The following is a 14,291-nucleotide window of genomic DNA, read 5'->3' on the forward strand; positions in this document are numbered from 1 at the left end:
TCCCACATTCAACTCATGATATTAAATGATACTAATGTTTTCCTGTGTTTTATGGGTGCTTTTTCTAGGTAGCTACGTTCACCTTAGCACTCCGACTCAAATGCGGTCAAATTCACCTCTGGGCATTGCCACAGGATTTTATATTCAGGGATGAAAATTGCTACTGCCCTGGAACCACTGCGGAAAATTCAATTAGCATGGGGAAGTGGGATGTTTCACCGCTAAGGTAGGTGCAAGGCATAGGCATGGCGTATGGATGGGAACTGGTCGCCCTAACTGGGGGACTGCTGGTGTTGTTGGTGGCGGCGGGGTGGCGTTTCCGGGGACTGACGGTGGATCAGCGGCTGGCGTGGGGGCAGTGGCTTTTGCTGGGGTTGCCCTGGGGGCTGTGGTTGGGGCTGGTGGCGGGGGGCATCCGGGTAAATTTGACAATAATTGTATTGCTTTTGTTAGGCACTCAGTTGGGTTATGTGACCTTGGGGTGGTGGCGACGGCGATTATTCCCTGCTCCGACCCTATCTGCTGGGACGGCGGCGGTTTCCCCGGCATCGGAAGTAACACCTGCATCTGAGGGTACCCCGTTTTTGAGTTTGCCGGAATTGCGGGAACTGTGGGGTTGGGAGTATTTTTTTCCGACGGAACTGCGTCCTTATCGGGGTGGGGCGATTGTCGCGGGGAATTTGCGGGGCAATCCGGCGCAGGCGCATCGGGTGTTGACGGCGAAACTGCGGGAGCGGCTGGGGGATGCCTACCGGTTATTTCTGGTGAGGGATGGGCAACAGCGACCCATGCTGGTGATCTTGCCGACGGGGGAGGTGGAGACGGAAATGGTGCCCTGGTTGCGGGGGTTGAGCCTGGGGCTGTTGGGGGTGGCGTTGGTGACCTCTTGGCAGATTGCTCCCCCCTGGGGACTGCTGATGGGGCTGGTTTTGCTGGCGCATGAGGCGGGGCACGGGTGGCAGGCACGGCGGTACGGGGTACGTTTGTTGTGGCCTTTGTGGGTGCCAACGGCGGAATTGGGGTCGTTTGGGGGGGTGACCCGGTTTGCCACGGCGGTTCCCCATCGCACGGCGCTGTGGGATATTGCCGCCGCTGGCCCTGGGGTGGGAGCAATCGTCAGTTTGATCCTCCTGCTAGTGGGGTTGGGCATATCGGCGCAAGGGGGGGGGATGTGGGTGGAACCGGAATGGTTGCAGGCTTCCCTACTGGTGGAGGGGCTGGCACGGTTGGTTTTGGGAGCCGGGTTGACAGAGCCGTTGGTGCGTCTGCATCCGCTGGTGACGGTGGGCTGGGTGGGGTTGGTGGTGACGGCGTTGAATCTCCTGCCCGTGGGTTGCCTGGACGGGGGGCGCATGATTCAGGCGGTGTATGGGGATAGAATGTTGCGGGCAACGGGCTTGGTGAGTCTGGTGGTGGTGGGGTGGCTGGGGCTGAACCAACCTGTGCTGTTGTCCTGGGGGATTTTGATTTTGTTTATCCAACGGCGACCGGAACGACCCACCCTGGAGGATATGACGGAACCGGATGACCTGCGGGTGTGGCTGACGTGGGGTTTACTGTTGTTTGCCCTGGTGGTGCTATTGCCGTGGCAGGCGGGGTTCGCCCTGGGATGGGGGGGATGAGCGCGCCCCGGGTTCGGTCTGAATTGCCCTTGGCTTTGGTGGAAACGGCTTTTTTAGCCAGTACGGCGAGTTTGGGGTGGCTGGCGAGTTTTTATTTGGGGTTGACACCGGTACTGCGGTTGTTTTTACCAATTCCCCTGGCGTTGGTAACCCGTCGCTGGGGGCATCGCTGGGGTTGGTTGGGTTTGGGCACAACTTTTCTCCTGCTCTCGATATTGATGGGACCGCCCCGGGGTTTGGCATACATTTTGCGCTATGGGTTTTTGGCGTTGCTGTTGGGCTACCACTGGCGCCGGGGGACGGGTTGGGGCACCACGGTGGTGCAGGGAATTGGGGTCGGTACGGTGGGGTTTTTCGGGCAGATTGCGGTGCTGTCGGTGTTGGTGGGGGAAAATCTCTGGCTGTTGGTCACCACCCAAGGCACCCAAGCTCTGGAATGGGTTTTGGAGCGTTTGCAGATTCTGGCACAGCCGGAGGTGGCTTGGATTCAGGTGGCGACGGTGGGGTTGGTGATGGTCAATGCGGCGGTCTATACCTTTGTGGTGCAGTTGGTGTCCTGGGCGTTGCTGGAGCGGTTGGATACGCCGGTTCCCCCCCCGCCCAACTGGTTGCGGGTCTGGTTGGGGTTGGAGGAATGATCCAGGGACACCATCGCCCGGATTGGGTGCAGGCTTGGGGCGAGCAGGTGCAGGGGCAAACGCCGGGGTTGGTCTGCGTGGTGGGGTTTACGGAAACGGCGTTGATCCCAGGCATTTCGGCGGCGGGGGCGACCCCAGTGGCTCGGCGTACCACAGCGGCGGCGGATGCGGAATTTCTCCTGCGGGGCGTGCAACCCCACCCGGTTTATCCCTTGCCCCCTCTGTACCAAGGGGCTTCGCCGGTGTATATTTCCCACGCCATTGTCCGGGCATTGCATCTCCCGGTCACCCTGGTCAATACGGGTTTGCCCGTGCCCCTGTCGGTTCCGGCGGTACATCTAGGTCATACCCTCGCCCGCTGTGTCAGTACGGGGCAAGCGATGGATTTGGACACGGTACATCAGCTTTGGCAAAAGGGCTGGGACTGGGGGCAGTCTTTGCTTACGGCGCAACCAAAGCCTTACTACATCCTGGGGGAATGTGTGGTGGGGGGAACCACGACGGCGTTGGCGGTACTGACGGGGCTAGGGGTTCAGGCGCAGGGGCGGGTGAGTAGCAGTCATCCCCAATGCAACCACGCCCAAAAATGGCAGGTGGTGCAAAGCGGGCTACAACGGGCGGGGGATTTGTCCGACCCCTGGAGGGTGGTAGCGGCGGTGGGAGACCCCATGCAGGTGGTGGTGGCGGCGGTCACCCTGGCGCTCCATCGGGATGTGCCGATTTTGTTGGCTGGGGGCACCCAGATGCTGGCGGTGTGGGGCTTGATCCAGTCCATTGCCGCCCATGAAAACCTCCCCTGGCAACCGGAACGGGTACTGGTGGGCACCACCGGCTGGGTCGTCCATGACCCCAGTGCTGAAGTTATCGCCCTGGCGCAGGATTTGGGGGCACCCTTGGTTTCAGCAGACCTGGATTTCAGCCATTCCCAGTACAAAGTATTGCGGGTTTATGAACAAGGCTTTGTGAAAGAGGGGGTTGCCGCTGGGGGTTGCGCCCTGTCTGCCCATTGGTATTGCGGTTGGGGCAATGAACAGGTGTTGACCGCCGTCGAAAGCCTACTCAACGCCGCAGGGCATTCCCCAGACGTTCCAGCGCCATCTGCACCTCCGCTTCTGTAACAATTAAAGGCGGGACAAACCGCACCACCTGCGTTCCGGCGGGAACCAACAGCAGTCCCTGCTCAATCGCCCATTTGACGATATCCCCCGCCTGGAAGGGTGCCGACGGCTGTAACACCAAACCCTGCAACAGTCCCCAGCCCCGCACCTCCTGGAACCACTCCGGGTAGGTCGCCACCAAAGCCTTTAACCCCTGGCGCAACTGTTCCCCCCGCTGGTGCACCTGCGCCAATAACCCCAATTCCTCAATCGTCTGACCCACCGTGAGTGCCGCCCGACAGGCGAGAGGATTGCCCCCGTAGGTACTGGCATGATCCCCCGGTTGAAAGACATTATACTGCTCTTTACATAACACCGCCCCGATGGGAATGCCGCCCCCCAGCCCCTTGGCGGAGGAAAAAATATCCGGTTCAATTCCCAAGCATTCATACCCCCACCAATGCCCGGTGCGCCCCATGCCGGACTGCACCTCATCCAGGATCAGCAAAATGCCCCGTTCGTCACACAGCCGCCGCACCCCCTGGAAGTAATCCCAGTCTCCCGGACGCACCCCCCCTTCGCCCTGGATGGGTTCGAGCAAAATCGCCGCCACCTGTTCCAGTTCCAAAACCGTTTTGGTCAATGCCTCCAGGTCGTTGTAGGGCACATAGACAAATCCGGGCATCAGCGGGTCAAAATGTTTTTGATACTTGGGTTGCCCCGTCGCCGTCAGGGTCGCCAACGTCCGCCCATGAAAACTTGCCTGAGCCGTGACAATCAGCGGATACTCATACCCTTTCACCGTGTGGGCGTACTTCCGGGCTAATTTAATCGCTCCCTCGTTGGCTTCCGCACCGGAATTGGCAAAAAATACCCGGTCGGCACAGGAATGGTGGGTGAGAAATGCCGCCAGTTCTTGCTGGAGGGGAATGTGATACAGATTGGAAACGTGGTGCAACTGCTGAATTTGGTCATTCATCGCCTGGATCAACCGGGGATGGGCGTGCCCCAGAGAACAGGTGGCAATCCCAGCGACAAAATCCAGGTATTCCCGCCCCTGGTCATCCCACACCCAACAGCCCGCTCCCCGCACCAAGATCACCGGAAACCGATTATAAGTGGGCATCAACGCCGATAGGGTCGGGGGGGATTCCAGGAGGGTAGTCATGGCGAGAATCAATGAAATGACAATCTTTCTAATGTTAACAGATGACTCTACCTATGCTGAAATGTAACAATAGCTACCGTATCAGTTTGAAAATCAGTCTGGAGCTTGTGTAATTGTTAGATTTTACCACAGCACCAATACCGCAATTCCTAATAGGAAATAACCAAACCTCTTTTGCAAATGTTTGGGATGGATATAGCAGTCCTGTTTGATTAGCGTTAGCTGGCGTGTCGTAGGCATACAAAAATTTCCCAGAACCAAGTACGGGGGCGGTGCCCCTGCGACCCCTATTCCATACCCCTTTTGCAAATGTTTGGGATGGATATAGCAGTCCTGTTTGATTAGCGTTAGCTGGCGTGTCGTAGGCATACAAAAACTCTCCAGAACCAAGTACGGGGGCGGTGCCCCTGCGACCCCTATTCCATAACCCTTTTGCAAATGTTTGGGATGGACATAGCAGTCCTATTTGATTAGCGTTAGCTGGCGTGTCGTAGGCATACAAAAACTCTCCAGAACCAACAACGGGGGCTACACCCCTGCGACCCATTTTTAGAAGCGCCCTAAAATAATAATTAAAATTTACGCTTATATTAACAGACGGCTCTGCCTCCCCCGGGAAGTAACAACCGTTATCCCATCCATTCTCGATTCCGCCCGGGGCTTTTGTAACTTTTGATTTTGCCACAGCACCAACACCGCAATTCCTAATAGGAAATAACCAAACCCCTTTTGCAAATGTTTGGGATGGATATATTGCACCAGATACGCCCCGATCACCGTACCAATACCTGCTAAAAATGTGAAATTCACCGTTAAATGCCAGTCTAAATCCACCCGCCCCAAATAGCCCGCCAAACCCGCTAAAGAATTCGCCGTGATGATTAACAGCGAAGTGCCAATCGCTTTGGTCATGGGCACCTGCGCCAGCAGTACCAACGCCGGGACAATGGCAAAACCGCCCCCCACACCGACCAACCCGGTCAGCACCCCCACCATCACCCCCTCCGTCGGCAACCACAGCCAACAATAGCGGCACAGGGGCTGGACATAGGGACCCTCCACCGCAGGGGTACGGGAACTGCGGCGAATCATCAACCCAGCCGCCACCAACATTGCCCCCGCAAACAGGGTCATCTGCACCGTACTGGTCACAAACGGCAAAGCCGCCAACCGGGCCCCCAGGTATGCCCCCGCCATCGTCGCCAGCCCAAAGATTGCCCCCGGTCGCCAAGCCACCTGCCCCCGCCGGATGTGGGGAAGCGCTCCCACTAAGCTCACCGTGCCCACCATCACCAGGGTCATGGGAATCGCCGTCTGCGGGTCAATCCCCATCACATACACCAACACGGGCAAAGCCAGCACCGACCCCCCGCCCCCCAACAGCCCCAAACTCAGACCAATCAGCACCGCCAGGGCATAACCCACCACTACTGCCATGACTGCCCCGCCCGGCGATTGTAGGGCAACTGCGCCAACAGCATCCCCATCGCACAGGTATTGGTCACCCCGGCAAACACCAGACCTGCCCCCACCAACCCACTCAGGAGCAAAAACCAGGGAGAAACCGTCGCCCCCAACACCGTTCCGAGCAGAACCAGGGAACCCGCCACGATCTGCACCTGCCGAAACAGACTGATGGGTGCTTTGGGGTCACGCACCACCGGATAACCCGCCCGTTTCCAAGCGATCATGCCCCCATCCATCTGCCCAACCTCCGGCCAACCCGCCGCCAACAACCGCTGTGCCGCCTGCTGGGAACGTCGCCCGGATTGACAATACAACACTACCCCCTGCCCTGGGGACAAACCCTCCCCGCTGAACTGGGACAAAGGCCGGGAAATCGCCCCCGGAATCCGTTCCCCCGCATACTCCACCGGTTCCCGCACATCTACTAAAACAATCTCCCCAGCTGTCAACCGTTCCCGCACCGTCGCCACATCCCAATTTTGCAGACCTGTCTTTGTTTGTATAGACTCCATCTTTTTTGCCTCCTAAATGTAAGGTAAATGTGATGTAGGAATGATTACTCCTGCTTCTAAACCACCGCCACTTGCCCACACTGCTGATTGGCAGGCACCGCTTCCGCAATTTTTTGTGGGTCGGGCAACTTCAACCCCTGCATAAAGGCAATAAATTCCTCCCGGGAACGTCCCGCCAAACGGGGATTCCAGCGTTTTTCCTCCCCAATCGTGGAGACCGTATGCCCCCGGTAATCATGCCCCGGATACACCCAGACCGCATCATCGAGGGTAAACAGCCTTTGGGTAATCGCATCGTACAGCTTCCCCGCATCCCCGCTTTGGAAATCCGTCCGCCCACAGCCCCGAATGAACAGGGAATCCCCGGTCAACAAATGGGTATGATTCACCAAGTACGCCAGATGGCTGTCCGTATGCCCCAGCGTGGCAATCGCCTGAATGGGAATCGCCCCCACCTGCACCACCTCCCCATCCTGGAGCAACCGGTCCGCACAGGTCACCTGGGCACCCGCCGGGACGATGCCCAAACACCCGGTCAACTCCCGCAATTTCCCCGTCCCCGTAATGTGATCCGCATGGACATGGGTATCCAAGGCATAGCGCAGGGTCAACCCCAACTCCCGCAACAACTGCATATCCCGCTCCACCTGCTCCAACACTGGGTCCACCAACGCCGCCTCCCGAGTGTCCGGGTCAGCCACTAAATAGGTGTACGTCCAGGTCTCCCGGTCAAACAACTGCCGAAACCACATCTTGCCCTCCTGTGTCCCAATGGACTTTCTTTGATAGTAACATAATTATATCACTATTTAGTAATTCAAACAGTTGGCAGGGGCTATAATGGGACAATGAGCCAATAAGTTCATAACAGGGAGATTCAGCAGACTATGGCGGTGATGAATAAAGCGGTACTCCACCAGGTGGCCGAGTACTTCAAAGTGCTGTCGGAGGTCAGCCGGTTGGAGGTGTTATGTAGTCTCAAGCATGGGGCGAAAAACGTGACCCAGATTATGGCCGAGACGGGGTTAGGGCAAGCGAATGTTTCCAAACATCTCAAAATCCTCACCCAGGCAGGGATGGTCAAGCGGCAACCCCACGGGGTACAGGTGTATTACGAAATCACTGACCCCACGATTTTACCGATGTGCGAACTGGTTTCCCGGGGGTTAGCCAACCGCCTGGAATTTCAACTCCAGGAGTTTCACTCCATCTTGTGACCGCCGGGGGAATTTGCTTCCAGCCCATCTAACCCAAGGGAGTTGCCGCATGATGTAATTAATTTGATTGAATTTAATTGAATTTAATTTAACAGAGGTGGTCGTAGGGGCACACCTTTCATCTTTGGTGGTCAGCAATATCCGTATTCTATTGGGATAATATGGTGCTGGTGCCAATGATATAGACGTGCCTGCATGGGAATTTCTTGGCGATTTTTTTTGGTAATTAGGGCACCGCTACAAATGCAAAGTTAGCGGTCGTAGCACCCTTGGTTCTGGGGAATATTAAGTATGCCGACAATGCGATTTATGGCTACGCCACACAGGCTATGGATTGGCTCAAATTAATCGAGATACCTAATGGTAACTACTGGTTATTTAGGCACAGCGGCACTCAAAACTTCACAACCCGTTTCCGTGACCAAAATATCATCCTCAATCCGCACCCCAATCCCCCGAAATTCATCGGGAATCGCCGGTTGTCCCTCCATCGGTTGGGTATGGGGACCAATGTATAAACCCGGTTCAATCGTAAATACCTGCCCCGGAGCCAAAAGGGTTGCGGACTCTTTTTCCTGATAGTAAATCCCCGCATCGTGTACATCTAAGCCCAACCAATGCCCAGTGCGGTGCATATAATAAGGGCGATATTTTTGTTGTTTTTCGTCCTTTTCGTTGGCAATTTCCTCCGCATCCCCAGTGAGTAACCCCAAATCAATTAAACCCTCAACCAATACCCGCACCGCTGTTTTATGAATCTGATCGTAGGGCACCCCCGGTTTGACCACATTAATGGCCGCCAATTGCGCTTTTAATACCAGGTCATAAATCAATTTTTGGGGTGTCGTCATCCTGCCATTCACGGCAAATGTGCGGGTAATATCCGAGTTGTAACACCCCCAGCCACAGCCCGCATCAATTAATACTAAATCCCCGTCCTGAGTTTGGCGGATATTATCCCCGTAGTGCAAAATACAAGCATTTGCCCCGGAAGCCACAATGGAAGGATAGGCGGGTGCGCCCCCCTGTTGGCGAAAAATGGCTTCCATCCCTGCTTGAATTTCATATTCAAACATTCCCGGTTGGGTGGTTTCTTGGGCGTGAATGTGGGCTTTGGCGGCAATGGCGACGGCATGACGAATCCGTTCCAATTCCACCGGACTTTTGACCATTCGCAGGGGATGGATTAGAGGATTCACATCGGCTAAAACCGTTGGTCCATAGCCCTTACGCTGGCGCAAATTTAACATTTTTTGCCAGAGCCGGTAGATTCTTTGATTCATTTCTTCATCCCGACTCGGATGGTAATAAATATGCGTTGCCCCTTCCACGTATTCCGGTAATTTTTCATCCAATTGTTCGAGGGGAAAAGCCGCATCACAACCGTATAATTCCGGGGCAGATTCTGGACCAACCCGATAGCCTGTCCAGACTTCTTTTTCTAAGTCTTTGGGCAGAACAAATAACACAAATTGATGTTCCGCATGATGGGGCGCAAATACCGCCACCGCCGAGGGTTCATTTAATCCAGTCAGATAAAACAAATTACCATCCTGGCGATAGCCTGCTTCCACATCCGCATGTAGGTAGGCGTGGGGCGCGCTGGTGAAAATGGCTGTGCCACTGCCCAAAGCCGCCATAAATCGCCGTCGCCGTTCAGCGTATTCCTCGGCGGGTAGGGGGGGATGCAATTCCAGAGGGGTGGTGACCATAATTAACGAAATTAACGGGGAATGGTTGGGCTAGGGGTGACTTGCGGGGTTGGTCTTGGGCTGGGTTGAACCGTTGGGGTTGCCTGGGGCTTAGGGGTGGGTTGAGCCGGTTTGGCAGGGGTAGCAAAATTGTAGCTGAATACCTGGATGATCGACCCCTGGCTGGGTAAATCGCCGGGTCGGATGGTGACCTGGTCCCCCACCCGCCGGACGGGAACCGTGCCCATGAGTGCCAAAAAATCCTCCAACGGGAATAGATCACAGGTTGTATCCGCCGCCTGGGTGCGGAAATGGGTCGGGACAATGACCTTGGGATTGAGGGCTTGCACCGCTTGCGCCGCCTCCTGGGGATTAAACGCCTTATCTCTGCCACCAACGGGGATGAACAGGACATCCGGTTTACCCAAGAGAATTTGTTGCTCTACGGTAATCGGGGTCGCCGTCCCCCCCAGGTGCAAAAATCGGATGCCCGCCTGCGTCCAGCTCCAGCACACATTGGCACCAAAGCGGCGACCTCCCAGCCGGTCATGGTTGGTCTGAAACCCCGATATTTTGAACCCATTCGCCAGTTCGTAGTCCCCGGAAACCGCCAACACTCTGGGGTCGCCCGGTAAATCCACCACATACCCCTCATCCAACAACAAACTGCTCACCAGCACCAAATCCGCCTGCACCCGGGGTTGCCGGTAGCCCTGGGTACAGCCCCCCGGTAAAAAAGGGTTCACTAAAATCCGTAAACCGCCGCCGGTCAAGAGAAAACAGGTATGCCCCAAAAACTGAATGGTTACGCCTGGGGGTGCCCCTTGAGCCAACACCCGCCCCGTTGCCACCAACACCCCAGCCCCAATTAACATTTCCCGTCGTTTCATCCCTGATTCCCGTTTGGTTCGCACTTCAGCCTACCGCAATTTGGAGAAGTGTAAACCACTCCCGCTGTTCCCTGGCGGGCTTTTTCATAACCTCCAGCGATCCCAGGACAACTCTTCCCGGTTGACCCCCAGCTTATTCATTTTCATTTCATTTTTAGGGCACCTCTATATTATTTATTGGAACCAACCGGTAACCGGGGTGCCCCCCTGCGACCCCTGTTCTAAATTAGGAAGTGGTTGACACGAAACAATTTTTTAGATTACCTTATTAAAGGCATCAAGTTATTTTGTTGCTAACCCTCGACCAAGTAAGGAGGCAAATGGTATGGACGTTCCTGGCAGTAGTAGTTGCATAGCTACTTTGCAAGAATCTGTCCCTTCGGATGAAGACCCCTTCCAGAGTTCCTGCTGTGGTCAGTGGACGATTGAGCAGATGAATTTACCTGATTTGGTTCTGGTTTAGAGCCTGTAGGTTCATCTCTAGTCGCCGCTGGGCACGGCGATTGTACCCATAAGGAGATGAGCCATGAAAAGTCTTAAATCCCCCTTTTGGTGACGTTTTTTGCACCCCCGCTTGGAAGCATAGCGAGTGTCGGATTGGGCACGGCGGCTTTCCTGGGTGTGTTTTTAGGTGAATCCCGTACAGCATTTTGACAACCTGTGAGGTGCAGGGGCAGTTGGTAAACCTTTGTCCCCTCATTTAATTGGAATGATGCTGTGAGTTTGCTTCCGTTTCCCTAGGGCTGAAGCGGTAGATGGTTGGTGGTGAAAATTCAGCTAATTAATATGTAATTTGCCATCAATTGTTTGTTGCTTAGCGATTAAGAGAAGCGGACTGGTTTCGATTCCGTTTGGGCTGTCAAAACGGGTTGGTTTTTCATGTCTCAATGTTGAACGTTTAAGTTCTCAGCCCCATTAATTTTTGCTAATTTCCAATTTTTTGGTGAATGGAGGTGAGGTCATGTTTGAAATCTGCCTGTCCTGCGCTGTTGCCGAAGCACTCGTGGGAATCACCCTAACCGACCTATTGGCTGTCACGCTGGGTCATATGTTGCTGGTTGCCTATGAACACTCGATTGGTGATGTTTCCCGGCAGTTTTTTTCTAAAACCTGAAAGTGTTTGAATTTGTTGTTTGGTTTGGAAATGTTTGCAAATTCACTCTTTGAATTAAAAGGAGGTCAATGATGCGGAATGCGCCCAACCCCACCCGCCGCCGGGGTAATACCAATGAACGTGCCTTGGAAAATGCCCGACTGTCCTTGCGTGCCCTACAGGAAGCGAGCAGTAGTGTCGAGCAGGTGTTGCTCTCTCTGAGTAGCCATCGGCAGGGACTCACTGAGTTGGATGTGGTTGCTCGCCTGCGCCAGTACGGCAAAAACGAAGTGACCCACGAAAAGCCACCCACTTGGTATGTGCAGTTATTCAAGGCGTTCAACAATCCCTTTGTCTGGATTTTGGTGGCGTTGGCGGCGGTCTCCTATGTGATGGACTATGCCATTGCAGAGCCGGAGGACAAAGACCTTACCGCTGTGATAATTCTGTCCGTCATGGTGCTGGTGAGCGGTTTCCTGCGGTTTTTTCAGGAATACCGTTCCACCCAGGCGGCAGAAAAGCTGAAAGCCCTAGTCAGAACGACGGCTACGGTGATTCGCCGTGATCACCTCGGTTCTCCTGGAGTGCGCCGGGAGGTGCCCCTGAGCGACCTGGTTCCGGGGGATGTGGTGGCGTTGTCGGCGGGGGATATGATTCCGGCGGATGTGCGGCTGTTGACTTCCAAGGATTTGTTCGTGAGTCAGGCGGTGCTGACCGGGGAATCCCTGCCGGTGGAAAAATATGACACCTTGGGTAGTGTGGTGGAAAAACGGGCAAATGTGCAGGTGCCCTCGGATCAGGTGAGTGCCTTGGATACGCCCACCGTCTGCTTCATGGGTACTAATGTGGTGAGCGGCACCGGGACGGCGGTGGTCGTTTCAACGGGGGATCGCACCTACTTCGGTTCCCTGGCGAAAAACATTGTGGGCAAGCGGGTACTCACCAGTTTTGAACAGGGGGTCAACCGGGTTAGTTACCTGTTGATCACCTTCATGGCGGTGATGGTGCCGATTGTTTTTCTCATTCAATGGGTGACTAAAGGCAATCTTCTCGATGCCCTGCTGTTTTCCCTGTCCGTTGCCGTCGGGCTAACCCCGGAAATGCTCCCCATGATCGTGACCGCCAATCTCGCACGGGGGGCAGTCGTCATGGCAAATCAAAAGGTGGTGGTCAAGCGCATCAATGCCATTCAAAATTTTGGGGCGATGGATGTACTTTGTACGGATAAAACGGGTACATTGACCCTGGATAAGATCATTCTGGAACGCCATGTGGACATTCATGGTCAGGAAGATGAGGAACCCCTGGAATATGCCTACCTGAATAGTTACTACCAGACGGGCTTAAAAAACCTGCTGGATGCGGCGGTGCTGGAACACGTGGAATTAAATACGGAACTCAAACCGGCGGAAAACTACGCCAAGGTGGATGAAATTCCCTTTGACTTTGTGCGGCGGCGGATGTCGGTGGTGGTGGAACCGCAGGGGGGACACGCAGAAAGTAAGCATATCTTGATTTGCAAAGGGGCGGTGGAGGAACTGTTCAACGTTTGCTCCCATGCCAAATATCACGGCGAAATCATCCCCATGAGTGAGGCTGTGCGGCGGGAAGGACTGCAAGTGACCCAAAGCCTGAATGAAGATGGGTTTCGGGTGATTGCCGTCGCCTACAAGGAAATGCCCATTCCGTTGGATACCGTTCCCACCTACGGCACCCAGGATGAATGCGACCTGATTTTGGTGGGGTATCTCGCCTTTCTCGACCCGCCCAAAGATAGTGCGATTGAGGCGATTAGGGCACTGCGGGATAACGGTGTGACGGTGAAGGTGATTACGGGCGACAACGATATTGTCACACGCAAAGTCTGCAAGGAAGTGGAATTGCCCGTACAGGGGGTGCTGGTGGGTAGCCAGATTGAACGGATGAGCGATGCGGAATTAACCGCCCAACTGGACACCACCACCATCTTTGCCAAAGTTTCTCCCCTGCAAAAAGCCCGCATCATCCGGCTGTTGCGTGAACAAGGGCATACGGTCGGCTACATGGGCGATGGCATTAACGATGCGGCGGCACTGCGGGATGCGGATGTGGGCATTTCGGTGGATACCGCCGTAGATATTGCCAAGGAATCGGCGGACATTATCCTGTTGGAAAAAAATCTCATGGTATTGGAGCGGGGGGTGATTGAGGGGCGGCGCACCTTTGCCAACATTCTCAAATACCTGAACATGACCGCCAGTTCCAACTTTGGCAACGTGTTCAGCGTCATGGGGTCGAGTGCCGTACTGCCCTTTTTGCCCATGCAACCCATCCAATTACTCACCCAAAACCTGATCTACGACCTGTCCCAAACCACCATTCCCTTTGACACTGTGGATCAGGATTTTCTCCGCCGACCCCAGAAGTGGAATGTGCCCAATATCGGGCGGTTCATGCTGTTTATTGGTCCGATTAGCTCCATTTTTGACTACGCCACCTACATCGTTATGTGGTTTGTGTTTGGGGCAAATACGCCAGAAGAAGTAAAGCTGTTTAATTCGGGTTGGTTTGTGGAAGGGCTACTCTCGCAAACCCTGGTGGTGCATATGTTGCGGACGGCGCGGGTGCCCTTTGTGCAAAGCTGGCCCTCTCTGCCGGTATTGCTTTCTACGGGTACTGCCATCATCGCCGGGATGATCCTACCGTTCACGCCGCTGGGGGCAGGCTTGGGGATGGTACCGCTACCAGCCAGGTATTTCCTGTGGCTGTGGTTTATTCTCGGCTCCTATTGCCTGTTGACCCAGTACCTCAAGGGCTTCTACATCCGCACCTTTGGCAAATGGTTGTAGGGGTTTTTCTGGCTGGACACTGGCTACCCTAAAATCATGCTTGGGGTAGCTGGTATAAAGTTCTGTTT

General features: G+C 54.9%; 12 protein-coding genes. 6 read left to right on the top strand and 6 right to left on the bottom strand.

Annotation, left to right across the window (positions count from 1 at the left end):
- The first annotated feature begins 245 nt into the window (after positions 1–245).
- From MLD66_RS02125 to cobT, 3 genes are read left to right on the top strand one after another with little or no spacing between them, the layout of a single operon-like run.
- Positions 246–1,622 (top strand): site-2 protease family protein, encoded by a 1,377-nt coding sequence (locus MLD66_RS02125; protein WP_247215296.1) that lies wholly within the window; start codon positions 246–248, stop codon positions 1,620–1,622.
- Positions 1,619–2,260: a DUF2232 domain-containing protein gene (locus tag MLD66_RS02130; RefSeq protein WP_247215297.1), complete on the top strand. Its 642-nt coding sequence runs from the start codon at positions 1,619–1,621 to the stop codon at positions 2,258–2,260. Before MLD66_RS02125 ends, MLD66_RS02130 begins: the two co-directional genes overlap by 4 nt.
- Entirely contained in the window at positions 2,257–3,378 is a 1,122-nt protein-coding gene (cobT, locus tag MLD66_RS02135) for a nicotinate mononucleotide-dependent phosphoribosyltransferase CobT (protein WP_247215298.1), read from the top strand. Before MLD66_RS02130 ends, cobT begins: the two co-directional genes overlap by 4 nt.
- Here cobT and MLD66_RS02140 read toward each other — a convergent pair.
- The 4 genes from MLD66_RS02140 to MLD66_RS02155 form a co-directional block, all read right to left on the bottom strand.
- Positions 3,320–4,525, bottom strand: coding sequence for an aspartate aminotransferase family protein (locus tag MLD66_RS02140; RefSeq protein WP_247215299.1), 1,206 nt, complete (start codon positions 4,523–4,525; stop codon positions 3,320–3,322). The two genes, cobT and MLD66_RS02140, sit on opposite strands and share 59 nt — an antisense overlap.
- Before the next feature lie 585 nt (positions 4,526–5,110).
- Positions 5,111–5,962, bottom strand: coding sequence for a sulfite exporter TauE/SafE family protein (locus MLD66_RS02145; RefSeq protein WP_247215300.1), 852 nt, complete (start codon positions 5,960–5,962; stop codon positions 5,111–5,113).
- A complete protein-coding gene (locus tag MLD66_RS02150) occupies positions 5,953–6,504 on the bottom strand; it encodes a rhodanese-like domain-containing protein (RefSeq protein ID WP_247215301.1) in 552 nt (183 codons plus the stop codon). Before MLD66_RS02150 ends, MLD66_RS02145 begins: the two co-directional genes overlap by 10 nt.
- A 56-nt stretch (positions 6,505–6,560) precedes the next feature.
- Complete coding sequence (locus MLD66_RS02155) at positions 6,561–7,256, bottom strand: MBL fold metallo-hydrolase (RefSeq protein WP_247215302.1); 696 nt, start codon at positions 7,254–7,256, stop codon at positions 6,561–6,563.
- A 144-nt stretch (positions 7,257–7,400) separates the two neighbouring features.
- On the opposite strand from MLD66_RS02155, the gene MLD66_RS02160 reads away from it, so the two are divergent.
- Positions 7,401–7,721: a metalloregulator ArsR/SmtB family transcription factor gene (locus MLD66_RS02160; protein ID WP_247218901.1), complete on the top strand. Its 321-nt coding sequence runs from the start codon at positions 7,401–7,403 to the stop codon at positions 7,719–7,721.
- Positions 7,722–8,095: 374 nt separating this feature from the next.
- On the opposite strand, the gene MLD66_RS02165 is transcribed toward MLD66_RS02160, so the two are convergent.
- Together MLD66_RS02165 and MLD66_RS02170 are read right to left on the bottom strand one after the other, a co-directional pair.
- Positions 8,096–9,433, bottom strand: coding sequence for an aminopeptidase P N-terminal domain-containing protein (locus MLD66_RS02165; protein ID WP_247215303.1), 1,338 nt, complete (start codon positions 9,431–9,433; stop codon positions 8,096–8,098).
- Positions 9,434–9,444: 11 nt separating this feature from the next.
- Positions 9,445–10,302 (bottom strand): MBL fold metallo-hydrolase, encoded by an 858-nt coding sequence (locus MLD66_RS02170; RefSeq protein WP_247215304.1) that lies wholly within the window; start codon positions 10,300–10,302, stop codon positions 9,445–9,447.
- A 961-nt stretch (positions 10,303–11,263) separates the two neighbouring features.
- Here MLD66_RS02170 and MLD66_RS02175 point away from each other — a divergent pair.
- Together MLD66_RS02175 and mgtA are read left to right on the top strand one after the other, a co-directional pair.
- Complete coding sequence (locus MLD66_RS02175; protein WP_247215305.1) at positions 11,264–11,416, top strand: hypothetical protein; 153 nt, start codon at positions 11,264–11,266, stop codon at positions 11,414–11,416.
- 68 nt (positions 11,417–11,484) lie between these two features.
- On the top strand, positions 11,485–14,223 hold the full coding sequence (gene mgtA / locus MLD66_RS02180; protein ID WP_247215306.1) for a magnesium-translocating P-type ATPase: 2,739 nt from the start codon (positions 11,485–11,487) through the stop codon (positions 14,221–14,223).
- The last annotated feature ends 68 nt before the right edge of the window (positions 14,224–14,291 follow it).

The sequence above is a fragment of the Synechococcus sp. C9 genome, from assembly GCF_022984075.1.
GTDB lineage: Bacteria > Cyanobacteriota > Cyanobacteriia > Gloeomargaritales > Gloeomargaritaceae > Gloeomargarita.